General features: G+C 66.4%; 19 protein-coding genes. 8 read left to right on the forward strand and 11 right to left on the reverse strand.

What is annotated here, in order from left to right; all coding sequences use genetic code 11:
* Positions 1-38 precede the first annotated feature (38 nt).
* From OG439_RS27655 to OG439_RS27665, 3 genes are read left to right on the forward strand one after another with little or no spacing between them, the layout of a single operon-like run.
* Positions 39-1,406, forward strand: coding sequence for an MFS transporter (locus tag OG439_RS27655; protein WP_326943733.1), 1,368 nt, complete (start codon positions 39-41; stop codon positions 1,404-1,406).
* An 11-nt stretch (positions 1,407-1,417) separates the two neighbouring features.
* On the forward strand, positions 1,418-1,747 hold the full coding sequence (locus OG439_RS27660; protein ID WP_326943734.1) for a carboxymuconolactone decarboxylase family protein: 330 nt from the start codon (positions 1,418-1,420) through the stop codon (positions 1,745-1,747).
* Positions 1,748-1,764: 17 nt separating this feature from the next.
* Positions 1,765-2,172 carry a (R)-mandelonitrile lyase gene (locus OG439_RS27665; RefSeq protein WP_155546482.1) on the forward strand — a complete coding sequence of 136 codons (408 nt, stop codon included), beginning with the start codon at positions 1,765-1,767 and terminating at the stop codon, positions 2,170-2,172.
* 715 nt (positions 2,173-2,887) lie between these two features.
* Here OG439_RS27665 and OG439_RS27670 read toward each other — a convergent pair.
* The gene (locus OG439_RS27670) at positions 2,888-6,937 is read right to left on the reverse strand and encodes a hypothetical protein (RefSeq protein ID WP_326943735.1); all 4,050 of its coding nucleotides are present in this window, start codon (positions 6,935-6,937) and stop codon (positions 2,888-2,890) included.
* A gap of 323 nt (positions 6,938-7,260) precedes the next feature.
* Positions 7,261-10,695, reverse strand: a complete 3,435-nt coding sequence (locus OG439_RS27675; protein WP_326943736.1) for a CHAT domain-containing protein — start codon at positions 10,693-10,695, stop codon at positions 7,261-7,263.
* A 74-nt stretch (positions 10,696-10,769) separates the two neighbouring features.
* On the opposite strand from OG439_RS27675, the gene OG439_RS27680 reads away from it, so the two are divergent.
* A complete protein-coding gene (locus OG439_RS27680; RefSeq protein WP_326943737.1) occupies positions 10,770-11,522 on the forward strand; it encodes a hypothetical protein in 753 nt (250 codons plus the stop codon).
* A gap of 42 nt (positions 11,523-11,564) precedes the next feature.
* On the opposite strand, the gene OG439_RS27685 is transcribed toward OG439_RS27680, so the two are convergent.
* Entirely contained in the window at positions 11,565-13,949 is a 2,385-nt protein-coding gene (locus OG439_RS27685; protein WP_326943738.1) for a CHAT domain-containing protein, read from the reverse strand.
* A gap of 214 nt (positions 13,950-14,163) precedes the next feature.
* Here OG439_RS27685 and OG439_RS27690 point away from each other — a divergent pair, with 214 nt between their 5' ends.
* Together OG439_RS27690 and OG439_RS27695 are read left to right on the forward strand one after the other, a co-directional pair.
* On the forward strand, positions 14,164-14,325 hold the full coding sequence (locus OG439_RS27690; RefSeq protein WP_326943739.1) for a hypothetical protein: 162 nt from the start codon (positions 14,164-14,166) through the stop codon (positions 14,323-14,325).
* Between the two features lie 2 nt (positions 14,326-14,327).
* Entirely contained in the window at positions 14,328-15,149 is an 822-nt protein-coding gene (locus tag OG439_RS27695) for a DUF6338 family protein (protein WP_326943740.1), read from the forward strand.
* A 418-nt stretch (positions 15,150-15,567) separates the two neighbouring features.
* On the opposite strand, the gene OG439_RS27700 is transcribed toward OG439_RS27695, so the two are convergent.
* From OG439_RS27700 to OG439_RS27735, 8 genes are all read right to left on the reverse strand, one after another.
* Positions 15,568-16,497 (reverse strand): hypothetical protein, encoded by a 930-nt coding sequence (locus tag OG439_RS27700; protein ID WP_326943741.1) that lies wholly within the window; start codon positions 16,495-16,497, stop codon positions 15,568-15,570.
* 347 nt (positions 16,498-16,844) lie between these two features.
* The gene (locus tag OG439_RS27705; RefSeq protein WP_326943742.1) at positions 16,845-17,105 is read right to left on the reverse strand and encodes a hypothetical protein; all 261 of its coding nucleotides are present in this window, start codon (positions 17,103-17,105) and stop codon (positions 16,845-16,847) included.
* A gap of 114 nt (positions 17,106-17,219) precedes the next feature.
* The gene (locus OG439_RS27710) at positions 17,220-18,086 is read right to left on the reverse strand and encodes a hypothetical protein (protein ID WP_326943743.1); all 867 of its coding nucleotides are present in this window, start codon (positions 18,084-18,086) and stop codon (positions 17,220-17,222) included.
* Complete coding sequence (locus OG439_RS27715; protein ID WP_326943744.1) at positions 18,083-18,592, reverse strand: hypothetical protein; 510 nt, start codon at positions 18,590-18,592, stop codon at positions 18,083-18,085. Before OG439_RS27715 ends, OG439_RS27710 begins: the two co-directional genes overlap by 4 nt.
* Before the next feature lie 395 nt (positions 18,593-18,987).
* Positions 18,988-19,653, reverse strand: a complete 666-nt coding sequence (locus OG439_RS27720) for a hypothetical protein (protein ID WP_326943745.1) — start codon at positions 19,651-19,653, stop codon at positions 18,988-18,990.
* Between the two features lie 406 nt (positions 19,654-20,059).
* Complete coding sequence (locus OG439_RS27725) at positions 20,060-20,305, reverse strand: tyrosine-type recombinase/integrase (protein WP_326943746.1); 246 nt, start codon at positions 20,303-20,305, stop codon at positions 20,060-20,062.
* Positions 20,306-20,323: 18 nt separating this feature from the next.
* Positions 20,324-20,488, reverse strand: a complete 165-nt coding sequence (locus OG439_RS27730) for a hypothetical protein (protein ID WP_326943747.1) — start codon at positions 20,486-20,488, stop codon at positions 20,324-20,326.
* An 82-nt stretch (positions 20,489-20,570) separates the two neighbouring features.
* The gene (locus tag OG439_RS27735) at positions 20,571-21,491 is read right to left on the reverse strand and encodes an AraC family transcriptional regulator (RefSeq protein WP_326943748.1); all 921 of its coding nucleotides are present in this window, start codon (positions 21,489-21,491) and stop codon (positions 20,571-20,573) included.
* A 128-nt stretch (positions 21,492-21,619) separates the two neighbouring features.
* Between OG439_RS27735 and OG439_RS27740 the strand changes: the two genes are divergently transcribed.
* Both OG439_RS27740 and OG439_RS27745 read left to right on the forward strand, forming a co-directional pair.
* Positions 21,620-21,967, forward strand: a complete 348-nt coding sequence (locus tag OG439_RS27740) for a putative quinol monooxygenase (RefSeq protein ID WP_326943749.1) — start codon at positions 21,620-21,622, stop codon at positions 21,965-21,967.
* 249 nt (positions 21,968-22,216) lie between these two features.
* The gene (locus OG439_RS27745) at positions 22,217-23,197 is read left to right on the forward strand and encodes an LLM class F420-dependent oxidoreductase (RefSeq protein ID WP_326943750.1); all 981 of its coding nucleotides are present in this window, start codon (positions 22,217-22,219) and stop codon (positions 23,195-23,197) included.
* Positions 23,198-23,301: the final 104 nt, after the last annotated feature.

Consider the following 23,301-nt stretch of genomic DNA (forward strand, 5'->3'; position numbering starts at 1 on the left):
ACCTCCCGCCCGCGTGCGCGCCGGCGTTTGCTCGTGGGGTGACCCCTTCCGAGACGACCACGGTCCAGCCGGTGACCGGCGGTGCCACCGCCACGGTGGCGGCAGCCCTGCTGGGCTTCTTCGTCGTCACCTTGGACGCCGTCGTCGTGAACGTCGCCCTGCCGGCCGTACGGGCCGACCTGGGCGGGGGCATCACTGGACTGCAGTGGGTGATCGACGGCTACACGCTGATGTTCGCCGCGTTCCTGCTCTCGGCCGGCTCGCTGGCCGACCGGATCGGCGCGAAGCGGGCGTTCGGCCTCGGCGTGGCCGTGTTCGTGCTCTCCTCGTTGGCCTGCGGCGTCGCTCCGACCCTGCCCACGCTCGTGGTCTGCCGGCTCCTGCAAGGTGCCGCGGCGGCCGTGGTGATGCCGTCGTCGATGGCTCTGATCGGCCAGGCGTTCCCGGATCGGGTGCGCCGGGCCCGGGCGGTCGCCGTGTGGGCGATGGGCGGCGCGGTCGCCTCGTCGGCCGGGCCGGTGCTGGGCGGCGTGCTGACGCTCGCGAGCTGGCGGTGGATCTTCCTGATCAACCTGCCCGCCGGAGCCGTGGCGCTGGCTCTGCTCGCTCGAGTGGCGCCTTCGGCACACCACCGGGTGCCCTTCGACCGGCCCGGCCAGATCACCGGGGTCCTCGCCATGGCCGCGTCGGTCTACGGCGCCATCGAGGCCGGTCGGGCCGGCTTGACCGCTCCCCACGTCGTGGCCGCCTTCGTCGTCGCCGTCGCGAGCATGGTCGTGTTCGTGCTGGTCGAACGGCGAGTCGCGGCTCCGATGCTGCCGCTGGAGCTGTTTCGATCTCGGATCGTGGTCACGGTGGTCGTGATCGGGTTCGCGTTCATGGTCGGCTACTACGGGATGCCGTTCGTGCTGAGCCTGCTCCTGCAGAACCAGGGGCTGTCGGCCGTGCGGACCGGCGTGGTGTTCCTCCCGATGATGCTCGCCGGGCTCGTGCTGACCCCGCTCGTACCGCGCGTGACCGAACGGACCGGGACCCGGCCGGTGGTCGTGACCGGGCTGGCGCTGATGACGGCCGGTCTCGCCGTCGTCGCCCTCCTGCCCGCGACGACACCCACCTGGGTGATTGCCGCGGTCATGGTGCTCGTCGGGCTCGGCGGCCCGACCGTGATCCCGCCGGTCATCGCGGTGCTCCTCGGCGCCGTCGATGCGGCGCGCGCCGGCACGGCCAGCGGCGTGCTCAACACCAGCCGCCAGCTCGGCGGCGCGCTGGCCGTCGCCGTGTTCGGCGCCCTCTTGAACACCCCGTCGGGTCTGGCCGCCGGGATGCGGGTCAGCCTCCTGCTCGCCGCGGCCGTCGCGGCGGCAGCGGCCTTCGCCGCGTTCGCGGGACTCCGCACTTCCCACTAGAAAGGATCGTTATGACCGATAATTTCCAGCCCGAGCCGTCCGGCGCGCAGAAACTCTTCGGCGACTTCGCCCCGGCGCTGGTGCACTTCACCGACGACGTGCTCTTCGGCGAAGTGTGGAAGCGCACCGAACTGACGCCGAAGGAACGCAGCCTCGTCACGGTCGCCGCGCTGGCCACCAACGGCAACACCGAGCAACTCGTCTTCCACCTCGGCCTGGCCAAGGAGAACGGCAACACCGAGACCGAGCTGATCGAAGCGATCACCCACCTGGCCTTCTACGCCGGCTGGCCGCAAGCCATGGCGGCCATGGCGGTCGCCAAGAAGGTCTTCCGAAGCTGACCCCCAAGGAGAACACCGTGGACTTCATCCCCGTCAACGAGACCGTCAAGACCCCGGCCGAACGGTTCACCGGCGACGTCTACCTCACCATGATCAAGACACCCGAGCCGCCGTCGCGCTTGGTCGCGTCCCTCGTCCGATTCACCCCCGGCGCCCGCACGAACTGGCACTCCCACGCCGTCGGGCAGACCCTCCACGTCACCGAAGGCGCCGGCCTGGTCGTCAACCGCGACGGTCAGGTGATCCGTATGCGCGCCGGCGACACCGTCTGGACCCCGCCCGGCGAGGAGCACTGGCACGGCGGCACGAACACGAACTGCATGAGCCACCTCGCCATGCTCGAAGGCCCGGAAGAAGGCGGCGACGGCACCACGTGGCTCGAACCCGTCACCGACGACCAATACCGCACCGCGCACGACGCCTGACGAGCGATAGCCTTCTCCGGCGCGAGTCAGCCGGGTTAGTGCGTGGTCGCGCCAGCGCCCGCGAACGCCAAGAACGAGACCCGCTGCCCGGCCCAGCCGACGAGACTCCTCCACAGCGGACGACTACCGGACGGCAGTGGCGAGCGCTTCTCTGATCTCGTCCTTCGCCAACACCGGCAACCGCAACTCGTCGCCGAAGGCGGAAACGCCTCCTTACGGAGTTCTGATGACGCCGCCAGGGCAGCGTCATCAGAACGCTCACGACTACTCTAAGTGTAGTCTACTGCTACGCTGAGATACAGCGCTCGGCACGTACCAGCTTCACCAAGGTGCGCGACCGCTCTGCTCCTACGCCCAGCGCCTTTCGGAGACTCTCCGCGGAGACCGGACGCTGATACAACTCACGATGCCGCCGATCCTCACACCGAGCCCGTTCCAGCAACTCAGCGTCCACGTTCACACCTTCTGCCTGCTCTGCTACTCCTCCGTAACACTGTTTGAGTCGGCGGTTTGGGTCTGAGCAGCACCAGCCGGATCTTCGCTAGCTGATACGGCGGCCAGCGCCTGCCCGCAGCAAACAGCCGACCATCGTCGTGATTGACGACTCTGGCCTATCGAGCACGAGCCATCCCAAGCGCACCGCCATGACCGCCGGAGTGCGGTGCTTCGCCAGATTTGTATGCTCGGCCAGTTTCCGGCATTGCGCTGTCTCATTTCATCGATCGGGTGCCCTGTTGGCCGCCGCCAGGCGAGCAAGAGCAGCTTCAGCTCCGGCCGGATTGAGATCCCATTGCGTGGCGATGTATGTCAGTCCCGAGACACTGAGGATGGTGTCGTTGTGAACGCCGGTGATTCCACCGGCCATTGCTTCCGCCAAGACGCCTTCGGTGGCGTGCTCGTCGACCTCGCGTTGCACCCGGCCGGCGAGCCCGTAAATCTCATCGATGAGCCCGGCAGTGATCTTGTCACGAGGCAGCGTCTCCAAGCGCGCTGCGGCGTCGCGGAATCGACTGACAGCCTCATTCACTGCATCCTGCGCAGCTTGTCCGGTGCTGCGCTGCGTGCCGAGCCACGCCAGCGACGACAGTTCCGTGAGCGCCTCGACGGCGTCGGCGACGGCGTCTGAGCAGGGCATCGGCCTGGCCGCCGGAATCAAGTCGAGCCATGGCTGCACCTCGTCGGGACTGGGGTAGACGCTGCCGGAAGCGAACAGGCGGTGGGTGTAGCGCAGCAGCGGGACATCACCCTGCGACGGAATGACCACCAGCGAGGAGTCCGGCAGGATGAACCGCCCCAGAAGCTCAGCGAGCGTCGCGATGACCGCGCCCAGTATCAGGACGTCCTGATATACGAGCGCTGCTATAGCCATCGGTGGCCACGTCACGATTCCCGGGTCGGGGTGGGGCCGCGAGACCACCTCAACCTGTAGTCCCTTGGCCGCCGCCTCGGCAGTGAAAGCGGTCACTGTCTCCTCGAATCGTCGTCGTGCCCTGGCGCTTACCAGCTCGCTGGCACGTACGAGCGCCTTTCCGCGCGGCGCGGACCGGGCGACCGAAGCGATCTGGCCGGACCCGGTGTCCCCGACCGCTCGTTCAATCAGCACGGTGGCGAACTGACGGAGCAAGGTCGCCAGCCGGTCGAGTACGGGCGGCGGACCGTCGAGACCGAGTAATGCCCACGGCTCGCGCCTGGCGTCGTCGAGCTGCCTGGCGATAGTGTCGCCGGCGAAGGCGGCAACGGAGGCGTATCCGGACGGGGCGTCGAGCCGGGACGCGAGGTTCCCGACGATGCCCTTGGCCACGCCGTGAATGGGATCGCTGGTCAGCATCCCACCAAGTTGATCGACCGACTTCGCCAACGGCTCGCTCGCCCGCTCCGGAGTGAGAGCGTCGATGTGTCGGAGAAGGTCGACGCGGTGCCTGTTGAGAGCGTTCAGACGCTGTCCGGCCCGTCGGTTCGTCACGAAGGCGTCGGCCAGGCTGGTGAGGAAGCTAGCGGTGTCTTCCAGGACGGCCAGGCCGGCGACCAGCCGTTCGGTGGTTGATGTCGAGGCGACCAGGGAACGTGCGAAGCGCGACCGTTCCCGATTCCAGGCAACCCCGCTGTCGCTGTGCACGTACTTGCGGAGCAGCCCGCTGACGGCGACCTCATAGTCGTTGACCCGCAGCGGTATGCCACCCGCCAGAACGGTAGTTAGATCGGCCCGATCTACCTCCGGCAAGCACTGCAGACCGAGGGCCGCGAGTGCCTTGATATCCATCTCAGGGTTCGGACTGTAACGGTGGGCAACGTGCAGTATGCGGCCACGCAGCACTCGATCGTCGCCGGCGTCGACGACGCGGAGCTCGATCAGCCACGGATAGTCCTGGATGAGCCGTTCGATGATGGTGTTGCTACCACCGGCCGCGTCGAGGAGCGCCTCGCTGGTCGCTCGGGAGACATTCTCGGCCGTGGAGATCAGCTCGCCGATATCGGCGAGGGGTAGGTCGCGAAGCGCTGAGCGCAGCGGCGCGCCCGAAGGTGGCGACACGACGACCAAGCCGGTGTTCGCCAGCGGTGACAGGACGGCAGAGACTTCGGCGACACTGGTGGCCTGGTGTATCAGGTCGGTCAGCGTATCGACACCGATGTGGTTCAGGAGCTGGTCACGCAGGGCTGACGTACTGTACGCACGGTCACGTCGGATCTCCTCAGACGCGGCGATGAGCCGCGGGTCCAACCCGGCAACGAGCTCACTGTCGATCATGGCGAGGGTGAGACCTAGTGGTCGATGCGGCACCGGAACCTCATGCTTGTCGAGAATCCCAACCCACCGCCTGGCCGTGAGCGTGAAGTCAGCCAGACGTAGTCCCTCGAGGGCGGCGGCCATCGTCGTTCGATCACCAGGTGATCGGTCGAGGCGGCTGCGGAGTGAGTCGACGACGACCGGTGCCAGTCCCGGGTCGTCGGCGATGGCCCGTGCCACGAAGGAGCGAAGGTCGTCGGCTCCGATCCACTCGATGACGTCGCGGACGGTGTCGCGCAGCGTCGGAGGGGGCACCTCGTGCACCGCCTCGCAGAGCGCGGCGGAACGCACCGGATGCAGACCACGCACGACACCGTCGTCGACGGCAACCAAGTGCTCGTCGACAAGCCTCGTCAGCGCATCCTTGAACTCACCTGCCGACTGGCTGGCAACTTCCGCCAGTCGTGCGGCGGACAGCGCTGCACCCCATCGGTGAGCGACGCTGACCGGTGCGATGACTGCCAGCTCGACGATGCGATGATCGCGTACACGGTCTCGGATCTGGTCGCCGATGACGTCGCGGAGCCGGCGGCCCTGGCTCAACAGATGCGTGAACTCCAGCGTCAGGCCGTCGCTGCGCTCGTACGTCTCCTGCCAGTGCGGTTGTGTGGTGGCGCCGCTGTCGAGCAGGCCCTTGTGGATGCGGGCCGCGAGGTCTTCATCGAGATGTGGCCGCACTACGATGCATTGGCCAAAGGTTTGCAGCGGAAGTGTGTCTTCCTCGCGCACCGACCCGAGCAGGAGCACCCCCGGAGTGGCGGCGACGCGTCGATGCAGTTCGTCCCACGCAGTAAGCGAACCGGTGCCGACGCCATCGACGATAAGCCCGATTGGCCCATAACGGCCGGCGCCGCCTGCGATGGCCAAGCGGATCAGCGGCTCGACGTCGTCATTGCTCAGCCGATGCACGCGATACCAGACGACATGTCGCGCGACGTAGGCCGTCATCCACAAAACGGCAGACTTGCCGACACCCGACGGTCCGGCGATCAGGACGCTTCGGCCGCTGCCGAGTCCGGCCAGGACTTCGTCCGTCGCAGCTGGGCGGGGTGTCACCAGGCCGGCGGCGATGTGTCCAGGCTGCGTGCCGGTGCCGCTGTAAAATCCCGGGTCAGCCAGCGGCGTATCGAAGTCAACAGCCTCGCACGACTCGCTGGCCACCGCCGCTACCAGATAGTCGCGATCCACCAGCGCCGCCGTACTCGTGACAATCCTCTCGATGTCCGTCCGGCTCAGCCCAACGCGGTCATCCAAGCCGACCTCGGCGTTACGGTCCGCGTGTTCAGCCACCGCAGCGCGTAGCGCCTGGACCACCGGCACCGTCGCTCCGAGTGGCAGGCCGGTGCGTGCAGTCACGCACTCCGCTGCCTCCCGAAAGATGCGCTCCTGTGGGAGCACGACGACGGTCGTCCGCGCGACGAGCAGATCCACCGCTTCCGCGGCGATACCGGCTTTAGGACCGCGGTGGCGAATAGCGGCAACAAGTTCGACCCACCCACCATCGTCGGCCAGGCTCCGCCCCCAATCGTGCGGGGCGTATCCATCGACGGCGCGTTCGACAACCACGACCGCGGACTCGGCAGCATCGGCTGGGACGCGAAGTAAGCGCTGCAGCCACGCCTCAACCACAAACCGCGCGACCTCCGCGACCCGGAAATCGCCTACGCGTTCCTGCCTCGACTTCACCTGCACCTGCTGCGGCGCACTGCTCTCACATGTCAGGTCCTCGAACCCCTCAGCAACGACACGCCCCGGCTCGATGCCGCCCGCCAGGATTTGCAAGGCGACCCAAGCGCCGACCAGGTCCTGATAGTGGTAGCCCCGTCCGGCGACCGCGCCAGACCGACTTTCGGCCCACCGACGAGCGAGCGGGCTCGCCAGAGACTCACCGCTCTCGTCTACTGCTGACTCGAACGTGACCGTCGTCGGCAGCACCGCCTTGGCCGGCGTCCGCTTCGTGTGCCTTGTTCTCTTCGCCATCGCATCCTTGAAACATGTGATCGTCGCTCCCCCAATTGTCGCCCGGAGGTGCTACACGGGCGACACGGCCTCGGCTAGCATCTCCCGCGCCACCCGATCGAGTGCCAGTAGATCGCCATCGGTTTGCAGGCGAGCCACAGCAGTCATGACTGCGTCATCGTCGAGCCCGTCCACCAAGGCTCGGATCGCCCGAGGATCAACCCGCAGCGGGTGACGCGCGAGAGTCTCAGCGAGACCCTGCCGAGCAGTCGCCGCCTGAATCCGCCACTCCGCCCGCTTCAGAGCTGGCACCTCATGAAGCAGACGAAGCAGTACGGCTCATATCAAGGGCCGGTGTGCACATACTGCGCCCATACCAAGGGCAGGTGGGCACACTCGTGGTATAGGCGGATCATCGCGGTGTGCAGCGCAGCAGCGACATCCGAGTGCTCGATGGTTTCGGTGCGGCGTTGGACCTCCCGGAGATAACGGTAGAAGTAGTCTGAGATCTCAGCGCTGGCGTAGTCGCCGGTAACCCAGCGTGTGCCGATCGTGTGAGTGAAGCCGGCCATGTGCAGTGCCCCTGCCACATGCACTGACTCGTCAGCGAGAGCCGCGTCACCACGAGCAGTCTCGCAGGCGGACAGGAACGCCAGATCCGCGTGGGACAAATCCAGCCTCGCGATGTCGGCCATCGACACCGGTCCTGTCTGGTGGAAGTCGTGGGTCATGAGCACGCCATGCGCTCCACGCTTCGGAGGCTGGTCACCGTGCCCGGCGAAGTGCAGGATGTGGCTTCCAGGGAGGTTTGCCAGCAGCGCGGCGCGTGTGGCGCCTCGGCTCTCCAGCAGCTTCGCATTGACGAAATGCGGCTGGATGCGTTCAACTTCCAGCGAGACGCCTTCCAGCGGAGGCAAACCGGGAGCGTCGGCAACCGCGACGATCAAGACTGCTGCGGCGAGGTCCGGCGCCGGCCGGGCACGGGCCTTCGTGAGAGCGCTCAGCGTCGGCAGGTAGGACGATTTCGCCCGGTGGAGCATTGTCAGTGCCGACGACCGCCACCTTCCCGCTGCCGGCGGTTGGTTCGGATGGCGACCGGCGGCGTGCAGTGGCAGGAACCGCGCGACCCCGGTCGGGTACCACCAGATGCGGGGAAGATCGTCGGGCGTTCTGCCTGCACCTGTAAACCCGAGCGCCGCGGTCACCGGTTCGGCGATGACGTCCCAGATCCAGGCGAGCACTCGACGTGCGGTGCGTTCGGCCTGGTCGCGGAACGGACCCGGCAGTTTCCTGGAGTTGAGAGCGGCCAGCAGCAACGAGGCCTGCCGTCGTGCGGCGCCGGAGGTCAGCCCGGGCATCGGCATCGCCGAAATCCCAGCGGTGGTGACCAGCAACGCGTCACACTGGTGCTTACTGATATTGACGACGACGACCGGGCCTTGGTCGGCCAGGTCTACGACGTCGCCAAGCCGGGGCGGACGCAGGAAGTCGGCGAACTCGGGTTCGCGGCGGACTTCGGCGAGGACGTCATCCCAGTCTCGGGCGAGATTCTGTCGCAGGCGTAGGCCGATCGTGGTCTGCTCGACGGCCGCTCGTTCCGGATCCGAGGGCGCGTCGAGGCTCTGGCGGATCCGGTCGACGCGTTCGGCGAGGTCGGGCCTGGCAGCGCGCAGCGCCACCCGATCCGCGTTCAGGCCGACCGCCCGGGAGTACGCCACACCGTGCCCTTGTTCCAGAAGCCCCAATGCATGCTCTAGGCGGCCGAGCCGGATGGCGACCGCTGCGGCGTCGTTGGCGACACCGGCGATCTCCTCCAGCGCGGCGAAGGTGTCGTCACGCTCGGCCCCGTGCCAGGCCCAAGCCTGTGCGTGGCTTAACGCCTGCGTGTATGCGGCCAGCGACTCCTCCCACTCGCCGTTCTCGGCGGCCTTGTCGGCCCAGCCGCGGGCAGCCAGCGCACGGATCCGGACCGGCGCAACTTCGTTCCGGGCGGCTGACCGGAACGCCTCCACCACCCGGGCGCCAGCACTGCTCTCGGCAGCAGCACCGCCGAGTTCGAGGACCAGAGCCAGGTTGAATTGGAAACCGGCCAGATCGGGGCTCTGCGGCGCGCACTCCCGCAAGGCGCGTTCGATCGCGGCCAGCGCCTCCGACCGGTCACGAGCCGATCCAGTTTTGCGGTGGCGACTCACCAGGGATGTGCTCAGATTGGACAAGAACACCGGGCGGACGGGGTGCCCGGCGGGTGCTTCTGTAACTGCCTCGCGCAGAGCTTCAATTGCTGTGTCGAGGTCGGCTTCGACGTTGGGCCACAGCCTACGCCGAAGGTCGTGCGCGGCCGCGAAGTTGGACAGCGCGATCGGCCGGTCCGGGTGCCCCGCCGGGATCGCCGTCACCGCTTCGGTCCCGGCCTCGACGGCGCTTTCGACGTCGTTCCTGCTGCCCGTGCGTTCGGCCAGCAGGGTAAGCGCGAATCCTAGGTTCGACCGCCTTCTCGTAAGGTCAGGACTCCCTGGAGGGGAGTTCCGGACAGCGAGGCGCCCCGCGTAGATCGCCTCGTGAAGGTCACTCAGCGAGCGAGTCCGCTCGAACAGCATCCGGAGGAGAAGGCTGAGCTGGTTGCAGTAGTGCGGATGGTTGACGTCGCCTTTAGTCGCTTCGTTCGCGGCGGCGCGCGCGGCGTCGACTGCTCGTCGGAGATCGCCGTCATGTCCGCTATCAGCCAGGCGAGCGAGCAACACCCCGGCCAGGTCGGAGTTCGCGCGAGCCCGGGACGCCATGCCTTGGGATTCGACGACAGCCGCTTCGGCGATACCGAGTGCCTCGGTCAGGTCGTTCCGGTCGTGAAAGTGCTCGAACCGGATCGTTAGCGCGTCAATTAGTCGCGATCGACGAGATGGGTGGTCCGCGGATGCCAGTGGGGTCAATGCCACCGCCTCCCGCAACGCGTCGACAGCTAGGTTGACGGCTGCCGGGTCACCGTCCCGCGCGAACCGGCCGAGGTAGCCGTCGGCCAGCTCGTACAAGTAGAGCGCACGATCGACATCGTCCGCGCCGACAGCGACTGCCTTCTTCCCGAGTTCGACGGCTTCGTCGAGGTCCGCCGGCCGGCCCAGCGCACCGTAACGTTGACGCAGCGCCTCGGCCAATCCGGCCAGCACTGCCGGAATCAGTTCGGGTGCTTCGCGGGCGTGATGCCGTGCGTCATGTAGCACCGTTACCGCCGAGTTCAGGTCTACCGTGTGACCCGTCCGGTGGAAGCGTTCGCCGAGTGCCGACCCTAGGTTCAGCAGCATCGCGACATGTCGGCCGAGTTCGTTCCCGTCCGACGTCTCGACACCAGCGGCTGCCATCGCCTGCCAAACCGCGATCACCGCTTCGAGCAGGTCGGCGGCGCCGGTCTGCCAGGCCGCGTGCACCACCGCGGAGGTATGGCTGTCCCAGGCTCTGCGCGGCTCGGCATCGCCGGGGGCCGGAGAACCCCAGGCCTCGACCAGGGCCGTCAGGTCGGCTGCAGCTTGTTCGTCTTCCGCGCCGATCATGGAGTCCGCCGCGTGCTTGGCACGTGCACGGTGCAGGGAGGCCACGGCCTTCACCGTCGCCATCAGGCCACCGTTCCGCGCGTTCACGCGCGATCGGGCGGCCGGCCATGCCTTGGCCATGGCGAAGGCCATGTCCGCGAGGAGGTCAGGGCTCAGTAACAAGTCTCGCCTTGAAGCCGACTCGTACTCACGCAGGCGATCCGCGAGGTCGACTTCCTCCCGATCGTCCGCACTCACGACGCCACACTAGCCGAATTGCGCCGAAAGACAGGGGCCGAACAGGTGAAAACGATTGTGAAGAGGTGCCCTGAATGCCGATGAAACCGGTGGGTCGACCACCGCAGCGGCATCCGATCAACGGAAACCATTCCCACACTCCGGAAGGCCCAGGTACCATCCAACGCCGGATACGGCTCTTCGCCCGATGCGCCAGGAGGATCGCGGAAGAGCCCCTTGCCGCCCCCGACGCACGCGAGGTACCGATCGGCGAAGGCCTCGGTCTCGACGAACTGATCCCGGTCATCGAACCGGTCTTCGAGTACGAGCCGTCGATGATTCGCTGGGCAGCCCTGCGCGGAGCCCTAACCCTCCTCTACATCGACACCTACGACCGCACGTCCAGACAGGTTCCGTTCTACCCGACCGTTGAACTGGTCATGGGTGTCGGACTGCTCTCACCGCCGGACGAGCCCGACGAAGTACTCGGCGTAAGCCCCGCATGGGCGAGCCAATTGACCGAAGCACAGCAGGAATCCGCCGTGGACACCTACAAGTTTGTACGAGACCGTCTCGCAGTGTACGAGCAGTACAGCAAGATATCGGTCGGAGAAGTCGACGCCCGGCGGATACGGGTCGGCCCAGCTGTTGGATTGGAGATCATCGCATGGACCGCAGTCGCGTTTTCCCGACTGGGGCGCGACTTCGACGAAATTCCGGAACCCGACGTGCTCCACGCGCCGGGATGGTACCCGGATCCGGTGACCGGACAAGGTGAGCGCCACTGGAACGGCACCGACTGGGAGTGGCCGGAACTCACAAACCAGCCAGGTCGCTCTCGCCGGTGATCACCGGTCCGCACGATAGCCACAGTTCCACCGGCACGCGTTTCAGAGTACTCCGATCGAACAGTACGCACCCCAGATGACCGGATAGCACTCGTGAGGGTGAGCAGCCCGGGTGAATCGCATGGACGACGGGAGCACGCCGTCTCTCCAGGCATGCAGACTGGCCAGCTGTACATTGCGCAACGCCCGAGCGGCGTCTTGCTCCACGCGCAACTGCTGTGCGAGTTCCGCATCGAACCAGCTGGTGAATGGGTGGTCCCACACGTTCCAGTTCGTCGCGGTGACCGATCGTGCGCCAGCCCACAAGACTGCGGCTGTCGTCCCGAACCATTCGCCAGCGCCGGCACCGCCCGATCCGGAAGAGTCACACGCACCCAGCAACACTCGTGCCGGGAAGGGTATTCCAGGCGTTCCGTCGGGTTTGGGAGTGAAAATCGTCTCTGCCGGGAGCCCTTGCCCATCACGGAGCACAAGACCACTTTCGCTGTCACCGCTCAAGTTGCCGTTGTACCCGTGTCCCGCGTAGACCATCACGCTTCCATGAGTCGGCCCCAGGTGCTGCAGCGCGGCGGCCAGCGCGGCCGCAGTCGCGGGCGAGTAATCGATGTCCGTGTCACCCTCCACCCCTGACGGCCCGGCGAGAACGACTTCGGCAGCCGCTGGCACCCGTCGCGAGTACGGGAGATCGCCGGTGGGGTCGACGCAGGCGAGCGACAGCGGGAGCGGCCACCGGGTCACCGCTCGGTGATGTGCCACATGCTCGACGAGTACGGCCGGCGGGAAGATCCGGATGCACGCTGCCTCCACGAGCCGGATCAGGCCACGCCGGGGAACCTCGCCAACCCCGAGCAGCGGAAGCGGAAGTAGCGCGAAGGGACTTCCGCTTAAGACCAGCGACAACGGGTCCGCGTTCTGCTCAGCTGCACGAAGCATGAGATCTTTAAGGGGCTTCGGTATGAACGCTTCTCCGAAGTCTCGCGACAGTTGCTCTTCACTGGATGCGCTACGACAATAGGCTCCGTCGAGCAGTTGCTCGGGAGTCAGAGCGCCGTTGCTCGGACAGCATTGCTCGAGAATGTCGAACAATGCTCGGAGCCGAGTACCGGGCGAGATCGACATCACACCAGTGGAGCTCACTCCGCTGCCGTAGACCGCCCAATAGAGGCGCTCCTCGAACGCCCAGCATCCCCACCACACGGCGTCCGGTCCGCCGACCAGGCTGAGACACCGGTCCAAATCGATGAGCGGACCGGTGTCCCACGACTTGCTTGTCTGCCGGACCCGTGACCCGCCAGCCACCTCGATCCGGCCTGTGTCGGTCGTGTCCGTCGCGGCCACAGTTGCCACGGTTCCGATCACCGAGTCACCGGCATAACGGTCCGATCGGCGAGCAAGCGGACGAGGAAGAACTTGGAGCCGGGCGCTCTCCAACAGCTCGACGACCAGTTCCACATCGTGGCGTCCGACCGCGATCTCCAGAGCAAGTTCCCGGGCACCTTCGGATGCGTTCGCCGTGAGCATCCGGACGAGCGACGACGCGGTCGTTCTCCTGTCTTCGTCGCCATAGGCGAGCGATTCGAGGGTGAGCGCCAGCGCTGCTTCGGCGTCGCCTTGGATGTGCAGCCAAGATGCGCGGGCGTAGAGGATATTCGCGATCTGGCCCGGACCGCCCTTCTTCCGGACCAGCTTCACCGCGGTCTCGGTCGCCGGCCCGAGCCAGCTCGGCCACGGCAGGTCTCGATGCATGCACAACGGCCACAGGACCTTGGCCAGCTTATCGATTTCCCTGCGCTTCATACAGTAGTCGAAAGTCGTCTTGAGGAGGGCCGACGCCTCCTGCATCTGCAGGGGCCCGTACTTCCCGAGCAAGATGACCGCCAGGTTGAACGAGCTCATCGCGCGCTGAGCGGGATCGAACGAAGACTCGATTTCTGCGCGGAGCGCGGCCATCTCGTCATCCACGTCCGCGAGCTCATCCTCGGGTGCCGCGTCGGACAGAACACCTGGCTTCGCCTCGAATTTCCTGCGCAGGCGGGCGACCTCCCCCGCCGCGGGGTCGCCAGGCCCACCGAGAGCAGCCTCGGCTCGATCGAGGTACTTCAGCGAAAGAGGGACGAATCCGATATCGGCGAGGGTGATCGCAGATTCGCGTAGGCACCGGCCCAGCACTTCACGATTCGAAGGATCCTGCGACAGGACGTCCTCGGCCTTCGCGAACGCTTCGAGAACGTCCTCCATCCGACCTTGACTGAGCCGAAGGTCCGCCTCGATCAGGTAGGTGTACCCCAAGCCCTCTCTCGTCTTCGCCGACGTCGGGAACTCCAGGATGAGCCGCCTTGCTTCGGCGAGTTTGCGTTCGGCCGCCTCCAGCTTCCCCTCGGACAGAAGCTTCGATGCGCCGTTGACCGCCGCCTGAGTGCGGATCATTTTCAATATCTTCCGCGGTCCTGTCACCATTACACTCCCGCTCTCCTCGGAAGAGATTGCGAATCATCATCTATCGCGAATCCATGGAGTGGCGTTACAGAAAGAGCAGTCGCGTTGCGTCGATTGGTACGAACGAGTGAAGCTGTCGCGCAGTCGCTTGCATGGAGCACGGTCCACGCACAGAATTTGAGGCTTCCCACCGAATGGAACAGCAATGACGACCGCCAACGAACACGATCCTGCCAGCGCCCGGTTTGTCGACAGAGGGGTGACTACCGACGTAAACCCGGTCAGTTTGAGTGACTTGATCTCGGAAAGCTCAACCGTTCCGGAGACGAGCGTCGACACCGAGGCAACTCTGGGCGAGCCGAGCTGACTGTGCTACCGACGACCTTCGTCGGCGTCCTGGTCCTGCTGATGGTCGTCACTCCAGGAATTCTGCTTGAGTCACTGCGTCAGCGGGCCCAGCCCACGCGAAGCGACAGTGCGTTCCTGGAAACGGCCCGAGTGTTGGCCGCAGGCGTGCTGCTCAGTGCGATCGGTCTTCTGCTGATGTCCACATTGGCTGTCGTGTCACCACGGGCGATCATCGACTTGCGGTCCGCGATGGTCGACCCGCTGTACGTGCCGGGCCATCTTCTGTTGACGCTGTATTCGCTGGTTCTTTTTCTGGCATTCACCACCACGCTTGCAGGGGTTTACTCTTCGATTTTCCTCTACCCAGGTATACTCGGACCCATCGCACAGGAAAGCGCCTGGGTGTCCGTTTTTGCCGGCCTTCTCGACCGGTTGAACCGCGAGCAGGCCGGCGAACTCGCTGGCCGGACGATCAGGACCCAGGTGCAGGTGGAGCTGAAGTCCGGACCGGTCTTCATCGGCACCCGAGACGCGTTCACCGTGAACGAAGCAATGGAAGGGCGCGAACTCGTGCTCGCCACCCCGCTGTTCACGGTAAAAGAAGACGGAAGTGTCGTCGCGATGGAGACCGGATGGCAGCGGTTGATTTTCGCACAAAGCGAGATTGCCGTGATCCGGGTAAGGTTCGCTCCGAATCCGAACGGAGCCAGGCCGGTGACTAAGGAGCCCCGATCGGCCCGTGCGCTCCGCATGCTGGCCGACCTGTTCAGGAGCCCACGCTGGCTTGCCTTGCTGCTGGTTGCCGAACTGGCGCTTCCCGCCCTGTCTGGCCATATATTCTAGAGCTGCGGATACTCGCGGTAAGGAGTAGAGCTGACGGCTGCTCACCGTGGCCGCAGCGTACAGCGTGGTCCATCGCTCCGACGCAGTGCCGTCAACGCCGCCGCGACCTCCCCATCGGGCGGAGTGGGCCCCCGGGCTCGTCGGCAGCGGTCCAGGGGATCTCGGCGTCCGAGTAGGCGGCCAGCAGGTTCGACCTGGTCGCATACTCGTCGACCAGGTAGCTGCCCGTCCTCGCTGGGGCGTAGGTGACGACATAGACGACCAAGCGGTGTCCGATCGATGGTGGGCGGAAGGTCCTCCAGCCAGTACTTGAGGTTGCCATCCTCGTAATCGTGCGGGTGGGACAGCTCCGATGTCGGGTCGAGCAGGGATCTGGAGCGGAGACGGGGCCACGGACCGGCCGGGCCTACGCAGGGCGCTATCGTTGCAGCTCTTCATCTGTCGGCTGCGGGACGATGAACTGCCGCCGGATGCTCGCGAGAATGCCGACGGCGTCCAGCAGCCCTATCCCGCTACCAAACATCGCCGCTCCGAGTGGGGCAATGGCTACGCCCAACGCGAACTGGCCCATCGAGAACGCTGTCACGACCAGCCACAACGTGCAGAAACCGCTCGTCACCAGCAACGCGCCCGCAAGACCATCCCGACGCTTGGAAAGGACAAGTACAGCCGTGGCGCCGAACCAGCACAGACCACCGACAGCTAGCACGACGGCATCAACCAGGCGGCTGCGCACCGCCATGTTATAGGCAACAGGCAGAACCATGAGTCCGAGCACACCGGCCCGTGACCAGGAGAGCTTCCAGCCACGCACCTCGGCGAAGCTGAAAATCGACCGTGTCGGATTCCTCGCCGCGGCCCAGAGTCCCATAAACCCGAAGGTGAGGGCGCACAGACTCAGGAATCCGGACGTCACCTTCACGGCAATGGTCGAATTGGTAAAGAGGAGGCTGAGCATCATCGTGCCGAACGCAACGATGGAGACACACACCAAAGTGGTCGCCACGTTCTTGCGGGGGTGTTGCAGCGCCAGCGTGACCCACCCTGCCAACACGGGGACTGTAACGGTCGCGATCACGCTTGCGACCGACACCGGCGTCAGAGCGACGAGCACGGACCCGCCGACAGTGACGCCCGGGAGCTGCCGTAGGGCCAGTCCGATGATCGGCATGTCGGGGTGGAGAAGAAGCCTGGCGCCCAGCACGGCGGTTGTCGTGAGGATGACGGTCCATACAAGCTGTGGCCGTGCCCCGGAGAGCTCGTTGACGAGCATTCCCAATGGGACGCCGCACATGAACGATGCGAAGCTGCGAGGCAGAACCCACCGTGGCCCGTCGCTTGAACTCATGCGATTATCGTCCGCCACCGCACCCGGGATCGGCCAGTACCTGAGCCGAGGTTGGCTACGGTAGCTTCCAGCCAAACCAGAGCAAAGCGGCTTGAGTAGCCGCGACCGGAGAAGAGCTTGCGCCGCGATGACGGCATACCCACGCCGCCACCATGTTGGGCACCAGAAGATGCCGGTCAGGTCAAGCCACCCCCTGGTAGACACGTTGGCCAGCCGCCAGTAACGCGCGCGCCGCGACAGACGTCCACCCGTGAGCGGCAACATTGAGTCGCGATTGGCCCGGCAGCAAAGACTCCCCGCCTTACCGCCGGGGCCTGTGGCTTCTCACCTGGGCCACGGCGCCCTGGTTATCCCCCCTGACCGAAGCGGTCCTCGTAGCCGTTCAGCACCAAGCGCCAACTGGTGTCGGTGACGTTGTCGACCCACTTGCGCCCCATCGCGATGGGATCGGCCTCCTTGGGCAAGCGCAGGGATGTACACACCATCTGTCCGAGCACCTCGACCACGCCGTCGGCCAACCCGGTGACGAACGCGAGCGTGAACCCCGGGAACTGCCTCTGGCCGAGCTCCTCGTTGACGCCGGTAGCGGTGCCGTGGTGGTAGTCCACGGCGCCGCGTAGTGCATGCACATGTTCTGCGCGGCATTTTGCTCTTGGCTGGTCAGCTTGTTGCGTTGGACCGGGCCGTGGTAGCGCATGCCGCACTTGCCGCCGCGAGGGAAGTTATTGTAGCGATTGGGGCCCTCCTCGTTCTCGGTCCAGGCAACCAGCGAGAGCAACTTGATCAAGTGGTAGTTGTCGTCCCTCGTCCTCGTCCTCGTCGTCGTCGTCGATGTCGGCAGGCAGCGGCAGAACCTGACCGTCCCGGGCGGCTTCGAGCTGCTCGCGGGTGAATATTGATCCGTTGGGCCACTTGACCTGGGTGAACTTCTCCAGCCCGTCGGCGGCGCCGTTGATGCCGTCGGCCGCGGGGGCGCTGATGTCACGCAGGAGCCGGTCCAGCAGCAGCGCCAGCGAGCCGGGCCCGGAGCCGCCGTAGCCCCAGTTGATCCCGAAGTAGTTGTGACGGGGCGCGAGGTGCAGAGTGCCGTCGGCGACCCGGACCCAGATCGGGTCCTCAAGCACGACCTCCGCCAGCGGGCTCTGGGTGAACAGCCGCTGCGGCACGGCGGTCTGCACCGTGCCGTTCTTCATTCGGGCCGCGGGCGAGTCGGTCTCCGGGTCGATGAGGTACTCGACCGGCCGGTCGTCGCGACTCAGCGCGATCTCGAACGCCGCGGTCCGTCCGTGCGGCGCCGGCACCAGCCGGTCCACCCACTCCCTGGCTAGAGCTGACTTGCTGGGGTTGAGGTCCTCGCGCTTGCAGAACGGCAGACCCTCGCCGCCGTTCCAGGCCAGCAACGACCGCACGACCTCGACGGCGAGGACGTCGCCACGGGCGAGCACCTCCAGCCACCCGGCGCGACGGACCGACTCAGGCAGGTCGTCGGTGCTGGCTGCGGGCACCTCCAGCGGCAGCGCCGCCAGCCGCACCCGGTTGAAGCGGGGTTCCTCGCGAACCTCCTTCACGTCGATCTCAGGGCCGGTCATCGCTTGTACTGCACGTTGCGGGCGAGGTTGAGCAGCGTGCGGGTCGCCGGCGTCTCCGGATCGAGCATCGCGGCCAGACGCAGCAGCGGCGCGGTGTCCAGCGCCGGGTCCGGCGGCACGATCGGCTGCGGGTCGCCTGGCTCCCAGGCCTGCATCACCTCCGGATCCCGCAGCCCGCCCGGCCAGTAGTCCGCCACCCCGCCCATGACCTCGGCGTAGTCCCGCCACCCGGCCCCCTGGATCTCCCGGCCGTCGGGGCCGTAGAGGCCCAGCTCGGGGCCGAACACCCCAAGCCCGGGACCGACCTGCAGCACCCACGGCACCGGCGGGTCCAGCCGGGCCGCCGCGCCGGCGTCGGAGCTCAGGATGTCCCCGGTCGGCCAAACCACTCGCAACAACGCCGGGTCGTCGGCCAGGTACCAGTCCTGCACAACCGCGTCACGAACGGTCCGGACCACGCTCAGCTCCGGCGCCTCATTCTGGGTGGCCCAGTGCTTAAGCGGCATCGACGCCGCACATTCCGGGGCGTTGCGCGTCGCCCAGCACCACAGCTCCCGTGCGTCCCACAGCCGAGCCCCCTCGTCGCCTCGACCGTGGCCGGCGCGAACCGACCTCGCTTGACCAGCCGCCGCACCTTCCGTGCCGAAACACCGAGCAGCTGCGCCGCACCGGCCAGTTCCACCGTGTCCGCAACAGGGCGGGGTTTCATCGACGCTCACCCCCGCCCCGGCGAACAGCTCGTTGTTGCAGGTCAGTGGCCGTGTGCGGGCAGGCGCACGCCTCATAGAACCCCATAACACTGAGCGTATCCACCACCACTGACAGTCAAAACCCTTTCGGACTGCGCCAGTCGAGCGACTTCTAAGGAACAGAGCCGCCCCGCCTGCACTAACCCCAGCTGCTACGTCGAGATACGGCGCTCGGCCCGCACCAGCTTCACCAAAGTTCGCGACCGCTCTGCTCCTACGCCCAGCGCCTTTCGGAGACTCTCCGCGGAGACCGGACGCTGATACAACTCACGATGCCGCCGATCCTCACACCGCGCCCGTTCCAGCAACTCAGTGTTCACGTACACACCGTCTGACTGCTCGGTCGAAGTGCTGTCAGAGCCAGCGGTCTGCGTCTGGGCCACACCGACTGGACGCCCTGTGGCGTATACGGCGGCCAATGCCTGCAGCAGGATCGGCCCCACCTCCGACCAGCCGATCAGTAATAGCGGACCCACCGCATCGAACAACGCCTTGCCCACCTCACCAGCGATCAATGGCTCAGCGACGTTCAGCGCCAAAGTGACCATGCTCGAGGCCAACAGCAGCCGTCGAGCCGGCCGAATCACCTCAGCGGGCGCGCCTCGCATCGACAGGGACCGAATGGCGATCAGCAGACCGACCACCGACAGATCCACCGCCGGCGCCACCAACGGCGCCACCCAGACCGGCACCCCCAGCCGAAGCGCCAACATGAACACGTTCCCGAAACCGAACAGAAAGGTCAGCCCCACGATGATCCCCACGATCAGCGTGACCGCCGACAGCACCGGATCGCGGCCCTCGCTCGGGCTCAACACAGCAACCACCCTGCCCCGCCGTCCGCACCACGAACCACGATCGACCTGCACGAACAGTCCGGCAGAATCCGGCACGGACGTGCCCGAGAAGTGCCCGAGAGGTCTCGCACCCGTCGACAGAACGCGGTACTATCTGACATGAGTGATGGCCGTTGACCAGCCGAAAAGGTCTTGTCCGACATCACTCGGCACCGCCTGACACCCCAAAACGCGTTCTCTTAACCAGCGGGTTCGGGGTTCGAGTCCCTGATGGCGCACCCTCACTCCCCAGGTCGAAGATCTCTTCGGCCTGGGGATTTGTGATTTCCGGAAACTTTTCATCCGCCTCTGGACTGTCCACTGTGGTCGGTCAGGGGCCCGAGGGGAGCCCGAGAGCGCAAGCCGGGGTGCAACGCCCTCCGCGGGATCACCCCAGCCAGCTTCCGCGCAGCATCGTCAGCCACTGCTGGATCACCTTGATGTCCACCCCGGCCTCCAATGCCAGGGTCGCAGCACCGTGCCGAAGACCGTGCAACGTGATCGGCGGCAAACCCGCAAGCGAGATCAACCGAGCGAACTCGTCGGCCACATCGGCCGGGCGCAGTGGGCTGCCGTCCGGCCGCGTAAATACCAAGTCCATACATCGCGGCCGGAGCGCGACGCCTGCGGGCACCGGTGGCACCTTCGCCGGTCAGGTGCGCGCGAGCGACTGGCGGCACGTCCCGCCGATCCCCGTCGCACTGACGTCCGCTGAAACCGCCCCGCTGCTGTGCGCGGGTACCACGGTGTACCGGTGGTCGGCGGCGGCGACCTGGGGCACATCGCCCTCCAGGTGCTCGCCGCCTGGGGCTGCCACGTCACCGCCATTCGAGGCCGGCGTGGTGGAACCGACACAGCGTTCGGCCGGGCTTCGACGTCGACGGCACCGAAGGAGGTACTCAGGTGATGCGGGAGTCGCGCCGGAACTGTGCCGGTGGTGTGTCCAGTTCCCGGCGGAACGCGCGGCTGAAAGCCGCGACCGACGTGTATCCGCTTTCGGCGGCTATGTGCTCGACGGTGTCGTCGCTGTCGCGGAGACTGCGTGCCGCGAGGTGCATCCGCCAGCGCGTGAGGTAGGTGGCGGGACCGTCGCCGGTCGCTGCTTCGAACCGCCGGTTGAGCGTCGTGCGCGACACGGCTGCCTCCTTCGCGAGCGTGGCGGCGGTCCAGGCGTGGGACGGGTCGCGGTGAATCGCTGCCACAGCGGAGACGACGGCGGGGTCGCGGAGGGCGCGCCACAGGCTTGACTCACATTCCGTCTCGCCGTTCGCCCAGGATCGCAGCGCGCAGGCCAGGAGTACGTCGACGAGCCGGTCGATGATGATCCGTGAACCCGCGCCGGGCTCGGTCAGCTCGAGGTCGAGCAAGTGCATGGTCGTCACCGTGCGCGCGTCGGTGGCTTCGGCGCGAATGTGGATCACATCGGGGAGCTGGTGAAGCCACGGCAGCGGCGCGATCATGTCGCGGGAATAGGACGCGGCGACCAGCTGGACGGTGGCGTCGCCGGTACCGAGCCTCATGAAGTCACCGCTGTGCTGCGCCTCGGCGACGGCCCGGCCATCGCAGATCGCAGCCTCGGCGGACGAGGAGGAGGCGATGACGTGCGCGATACCGGAGGTGAGCAGCAGGACGTCGCCCGCAGCGAACGGACGTAGGCCGTCTTCCCGGGTGAGGAGAACTCCTTCTCCGGAGACGACACCGTAGAGCGCGGCGTCCGTCCACTCGGGTCGCGTCATGCCCCAGTCGCCGCCCGCGACGATACGCAGCCCCGAGCTTGCCGTGATGCCGGACGCGGCGAGCACTTCGGACAGGACGTCCATGCTCCCCATCCTAGATCGAATGGGTCAAACGGACAAGTCAGCGCTCCATTGTGTCATTGTTCGGCCCAGATCTGCTGGTTAGGCTCGTGGTAGCAGGTTTCACGGCCCACTGGCGAAAGGCACAACGAATGAGTGACACCGACGTGACCGAAGGTCCGCTACCGGTCGAGATCGCGACCGCGACCGGCCCGGTCGCCATGGTCGGTCAAGCCCGGATCCTCCCGGGGAAGGAAGCCGAGTTCGAAGGGCTGATCCGCTCGATCCTGCCGAAGATCCGGCAGGAGGACGGGAACGTCCACTACACGGTCAACCGCTCACACGAGGACGCCTCGGCCTATCTCATCTACGAGGAATGGGAGAACGGAGCTTCGCTCGTGAAGCACGTTCAGCAGCCGTTCATGGCCGAGTACTTCGGGCAGGTACCCGGCCTCATGGCTCCCGGCGCCGACGCGCCCGGGTGGAGCTCGCCCCTCTGAACGCGCCCTTGCCGGCTCGGGCCGTGGTCCGCCCGGGTCGGCGTGACCGCGAGCCGAGTCCATCCCGGACACCAGGCCATCCACGGCATCCGGGCAGCCGACGCCCGCCGCGCGGGATACCAAGGCACTGGGCCGGCTCGCGATCGTCGGCGGCACGACCACTCCGACCCGGCCGCCACGCTCCAGTCCTCCGACGTCCACGCCCTGCAGCTTGCCCTGGAGCGCACTCCAAGGTTTAGCGTTGGGACCATGAGCATTCGGCTTGGTTACCAGATTCCCAGCTTCAGCTACGGGACGCCGGTCACGGACCTGTTCCCCACGGTGATCCGCCAGGTGCGGGAGGCGGAAGATGCCGGCTTCGACGCCGCGTTCGTGATGGATCACTTCTACCAGTTGCCCGGCATCGGCGAGCCGGACGAACCGATGCTGGAGGCGTACTCCGCGCTGAGCGGATTGGCCACCGCCACCTCGCGGATCCAGCTGTCCGCGCTCGTCACCGGAAACACGTACCGCAACCCGCCGATGCTGGCCAAGAACGTCACCACGCTGGACGTGGTCAGCGGCGGACGTGCGGTACTGGGCATCGGCGCAGGCTGGTTCGAACTGGAACACCGGCAGTTCGGCTGGGAGTTCGGCACCTTCACCGACCGGTTTGAACGTCTCGACGAGGCGCTGCAGATCATCGAACCGATGCTGCGCGGTCAGCGCCCGACCTTCGACGGCAAGTGGTACCACACCGAGAACGCGATCAACGAGCCCAGAATTCGCGACGACCTGCCGATCATGCTCGGTGGCAGCGGTGAGAAGAAGACCTTCGCACTGGCGGCGCGGTTCGCCCAGCACCTCAACATCATCTGCGATCCGGCAGAACTGCCTCGCAAACTCGAAGCGCTCGACCAGCGATGCGCCGAGGCGGGCCGGGACCGGTCCACGTTGGAGACGAGCTTCCTGGGCTTCGTGATGATCGACGAGAACGGCGACCGGGCCAGGGAACAGCAGCGTGCCTTCCTCCGCAGCCGAGGAATCGACCTCGACGCGCTCACCGACAAAGAGCGTGCGGCGGTCACGGCTCGTCAGTTCGTCGGTGATCCCGACCAGGTCGCCGCAGACCTGAAAGCCAGGGTCCTCGATCCCGGCGTCGATGGCCTGATCATCAACCTGGTCGCCAACGGACACCAGCCCGGTGTGGTCGACCTGGCCGGGCGCACCTTGCGCAAGCTGGTCGGCTGAGCCCGGTGTACCGACGATCCGGCTAGCCCCCAGATGCAGCGGGCGAAAGACGGTGGCGATCCAGTCGAGTACCACGCCGTCGGCGCCCACGTGTACACCCTCAC

The organism is Amycolatopsis sp. NBC_01307, assembly GCF_035975215.1.
Lineage (GTDB): Bacteria > Actinomycetota > Actinomycetes > Mycobacteriales > Pseudonocardiaceae > Amycolatopsis.